The 4,077-nt window shown below is 64.4% G+C and carries 4 protein-coding genes; all 4 read left to right on the top strand.

Annotation, left to right across the window (positions count from 1 at the left end; translation table 11 throughout):
• The first annotated feature begins 77 nt into the window (after window positions 1-77).
• The 4 genes from ACLFQI_RS12115 to ACLFQI_RS12130 all read left to right on the top strand — a co-directional run bounded on the left by ACLFQI_RS12115 (window position 78) and on the right by ACLFQI_RS12130 (window position 4,000).
• The gene (locus ACLFQI_RS12115) at window positions 78-383 is read left to right on the top strand and encodes an alpha amylase C-terminal domain-containing protein (protein WP_410759680.1); all 306 of its coding nucleotides are present in this window, start codon (window positions 78-80) and stop codon (window positions 381-383) included.
• Between the two features lie 502 nt (window positions 384-885).
• Entirely contained in the window at window positions 886-2,808 is a 1,923-nt protein-coding gene (gene glgA / locus ACLFQI_RS12120; RefSeq protein ID WP_410759682.1) for a glycogen synthase GlgA, read from the top strand.
• A 2-nt stretch (window positions 2,809-2,810) separates the two neighbouring features.
• Window positions 2,811-3,593, top strand: coding sequence for an Hpt domain-containing protein (locus tag ACLFQI_RS12125; RefSeq protein ID WP_410759676.1), 783 nt, complete (start codon window positions 2,811-2,813; stop codon window positions 3,591-3,593).
• 11 nt (window positions 3,594-3,604) lie between these two features.
• Entirely contained in the window at window positions 3,605-4,000 is a 396-nt protein-coding gene (locus ACLFQI_RS12130) for a response regulator (protein WP_410759678.1), read from the top strand.
• Window positions 4,001-4,077 lie beyond the last annotated feature (77 nt).

Here is a 4,077-nt window from a genome sequence, read left to right on the forward strand (position 1 = left end):
CGCATCAGGGGACGGATCAGGCGGAGCATCAGTCCGCACAGCAGGCCGCACATCCTCTTGAGCATCCGCCCGCTCATCTGGTCGTCGCGCTCAATTTCACGCCCGTTCCGCGCCACCAGTATCGGGTCGGCGTCCCCGTTGCCGGCGCCTATCAGGAGATCTTCAACTCCGATGCGAGCGCCTTTGGCGGCAGCGGCGTCGACAACGGCAACGCTCCGCTGCGCACCGAGCCGGTGCCCTGGATGAATCATGATCAATCCTTGCTGCTGACCCTGCCGCCGCTCGCCGGCATCGTGCTCAAACCGGTAGCGACGGCCGCCGACGCCGAAGACGCCGCCGAGCGCGCCGTCACCGCCGGCGCGGCGAACCGAGAAGCTGTCTGAAATCCGGCGCGCGGCGGCCAAGTTCGGTGCCCGAATGGCTTCTGCAGCGGCCGATGCGGCTTGTTCAGACAGCCTCCGAGCGAGCAGCAGCGCCGCGAGTCCGCCAAGGACCGGGCCGGGCCACGAGGCCCGCCCAGCATTTGAATGATCCAGATCGCGCAGGTGAGTAGCCATGGCGAAAAAGCCGACCACCACGAAGAACACCAAGGCAACCGCGAGCCGCAAGGGTGCGACGACGACCGCGAGTACCAAGACCGCATCGAAGGCCACCGAGACCGAGGCGAACCAGCCAGAAACGAGCAAGTCCAAGGCGCCAGCACGTCCCCGCAAGACGACCCCGGCATCGCCAAAGGCCAGCTCCGGCGCCTCCCGCTCCACCGCCAGCTCAAGTCCGGAGCCATCGACACCGCCCGCGAGACCAGCGCGCGACAAAACCGCCCAATCCGCTCAGGCGAATCCTGCCGCGCCCGACGCCAAGGCCTCGGCATCGACCCCGGACGCCATGGCCCGCGCCGAGGCAAAGCCGGCGGACACCGCGACCACCACCGGTGGAGCGACGGGGGCGACCAGCACGGCAAGCGTCAAGACGCGGCCTGAAACCAGACCTGAGTCCGAGCGCCCGGCAGCGGAACCAAGCTCAACTCGCGCCCTGAAGCCAGCTCCAACATCGCCCTCGACACCGGAACCAGACCCGCTATCGCGACCAGCACCGCAATCCAGCGCCGAGCAGCCGGCGTCGGCGCCCAGCGCACGCGAGCCGGCACCGGCTGCCCCTTCCGAGGCGAGGCCGGCAGCAGCGCCCGAAACCAAGCCAAAGGCCGAGGCCGAGCCGACACCCGCGCCAGAAGCCCCGCCAGCCGAGCCCGAACCAACCCTCGCGCCAGAACTCGCGCCAATCGAGCCCGAACCAACGCCCGCGCCGCCTGCGGTCCAGCATCCACCGCGCCCGAGCCTGTTCGTCGTCCACATCACGCCGGAGATGGCGCCGGTCGCCAAGATCGGCGGCCTCGCCGATGTGGTGTTTGGCCTTAGCCGCGAACTCGCGATTCGCGGCAACCATGTCGAGATCATCCTGCCGAAGTACGACAACCTGCGCTACGACCACATCTTCGAGCTGCACCCGGTCTATAACGACCTCTGGGTGCCCTGGTACGAGGGCGCCATCCACTGCACGGTCTACTTCGGCTTCGTGCATGATCGCAAGTGCTTCTTCATCGAGCCGCACTCGCAGGACAATTTCTTCAATCGCGGCAGCATCTACGGCTTCCCCGACGATGTCCTGCGCTACGCCTTCTTCTCGCGCGCCGCGATCGAGTTCCTCTGGCAAGCCGGCAAGCATCCGGACATCATCCACTGCCACGACTGGCAGACCGCGCTGGTGCCGGTGTTTTTGTACGAGTTCTATCAACGCCTCGGCATGACCCATCCGCGCGTCTGCCTGACCATCCATAACTTCAAGCATCAGGGCGTGACCGGCGCCGAGCTGCTGCGCGCCACCGGCCTGCACCAGCCCGAGCGCTTCTTCGACTGGCACCGGCTCGGCGACAACCATCACAAGAATGCCTTGAACCTGCTCAAGGGCGGCGTCGTCTACGCCAACTTCGTCACCACCGTCTCGCCGCGCTATGCCTTCGAGACCAAGGATCAGGGCCAGGGCTTCGGGCTCGAATCGACCCTGCACACCCATCAAATGAAATACGGCGGCGTCGTCAACGGCATCGACTACGATGTCTGGAACCCGGAGATCGACCGCTATATCCCGGCCCACTACGGCCTCGACACCCTCGACGCCAAGTACGACAACAAGCGCGCCCTGCGCCATCGCCTCATGCTCGCCGACAACGAGAAGCCGATCGTCGCCTTCATCGGCCGTCTCGATCCGCAGAAGGGCCTGGAACTGGTGCGCCACGCCATCTTCTCCACCCTTGAGCACGGCGCCCAGTTCGTGCTCCTCGGCTCCAGCCCCGATCAGGGCATCAACAACGATTTCTGGGGCCTGAAGCACATGCTCAATGACAGCCCCGACTGTCATCTCGAGATCGGCTTCGACGATGAACTCGCGCATCTCATCTACGCCGGCGCCGACATCATGCTGGTGCCGAGCCAGTTCGAGCCCTGCGGTCTGACCCAGCTCATCGCGCTGCGCTATGGCACCGTGCCGGTGGTGCGCACCGTCGGCGGCCTCGCCGACACCGTGTTCGACAAGGACCACTCCGACCGTCCGCTGCACCAGCGCAACGGTTACCGCTTCGAGAACTACGACGTGCCTGGACTGGAATCAGCGCTGATCCGCGCCATCGACTGCTACTACCAGTACCCCGAGCACTTCCGCGAGCTGATGAAGAACGCCATGCGCAGCGATTACTCCTGGAACCATCCGGGGCAGGATTATCTGAATATCTATGATTTCATTCGCGATCGTTGATGATGACCCAACGCGCACTCCTCGCTGCTGGCGATCCCGCGAGCCGTGATCGACTTGGTCGACAACTCCAAGCGTTTGGCCTGGAGGTGACTGCGGTCGGCAGCGGCGAGCGGCTGATCGAGCAATTGCTGATCACCGAAATTGACATCGTCTTCATCGACCTCAATCTTGTCGCGACCGAGGTGGCGACCGATGGCAGGGATGCCGGAAGCCCAGCCGGGATTGATGCCGAGGCCAGAACCGTCGCCAGAACCGTCACCGGAGCCGGCACCGGCATCGACGCCATCGTCGAGATCGCGCAGCTGATCCGAGGATCGGGACAGACCGCGCCGATCATCGTCGTCGCATCGCGGCTGTCGGAGTCCGATCAAGCGCGGCTGCACGCGCCGGATTGTCGCCTGCTATCGACCCCGATCGACCCAGCAGCGCTGCAGGCGCTGCTTGAATCCTGTTTACAGACCAGGACGTCAGCCTCGCTTGCGACCACGCCGGCGGGCCTGGATGAGGAGGAACTGCGCGCGTTGCAAAGCGCCTTCGTCGAGATGCTGAACAGCAACTATCTCGATGCCCTAGAATCGGCCCTGGAGCAGCAGTCGGCAAGCCAAACCCAAGCCGTCTTGCATAAACTCAAGGGAGGCGCGAGCAGTTTTGGCTTTGAGCAACTCGGCGCGCTGGCCGCCTCGGCGGAAGCGCTGTTGCGTCAGGGGCGTTCGCTCGATGAGGTCAGGGCGCAGATCGCCCCGATCCTCGCCGAAGCCGAACGCCTTCAACAATCGATAAGATAGGCGGTCATCCGATGCCCTGGTCATGCGATCCCGATACCATCCGCATTCTCATCGTCGACGACGACTCGATGATACGGACATTTCTGAGATCGACACTGGAAAAGCTCGAACACAAGAGGATTCTCGAAGCGGACTCGGGCGAGAAGGCCATCGAGCATTTTCGGCAACACCAACCGCAGCTGGTGTTCCTCGACATCGAGATGCCGGGCGCACTCAATGGCCTCGCGGTCCTCGATGCGCTGCGCGAGAGCGAGCAAGCGGTCTCGATTATCATGATCACCGCCCACAGCACGGTTGAGAACGTGCGACGAGCGGCCGCGCGCAAAGTCGACGGCTTTCTCGCCAAGCCGCTGAATCCGCAGCGGATCAAACAGGCCCTGGAGCATTTCCACGGCAACTGCGCTTAGGCGATTGCCGGAAAAGCTCATACCGAATGGCGCAGGATGTTCGTTGGCCTTCGAGGAGCGTCGCCGGGAGCATCGCC

This window comes from Halochromatium sp., from assembly GCF_046541315.1.
Lineage (GTDB): Bacteria > Pseudomonadota > Gammaproteobacteria > Chromatiales > Chromatiaceae > Lamprobacter.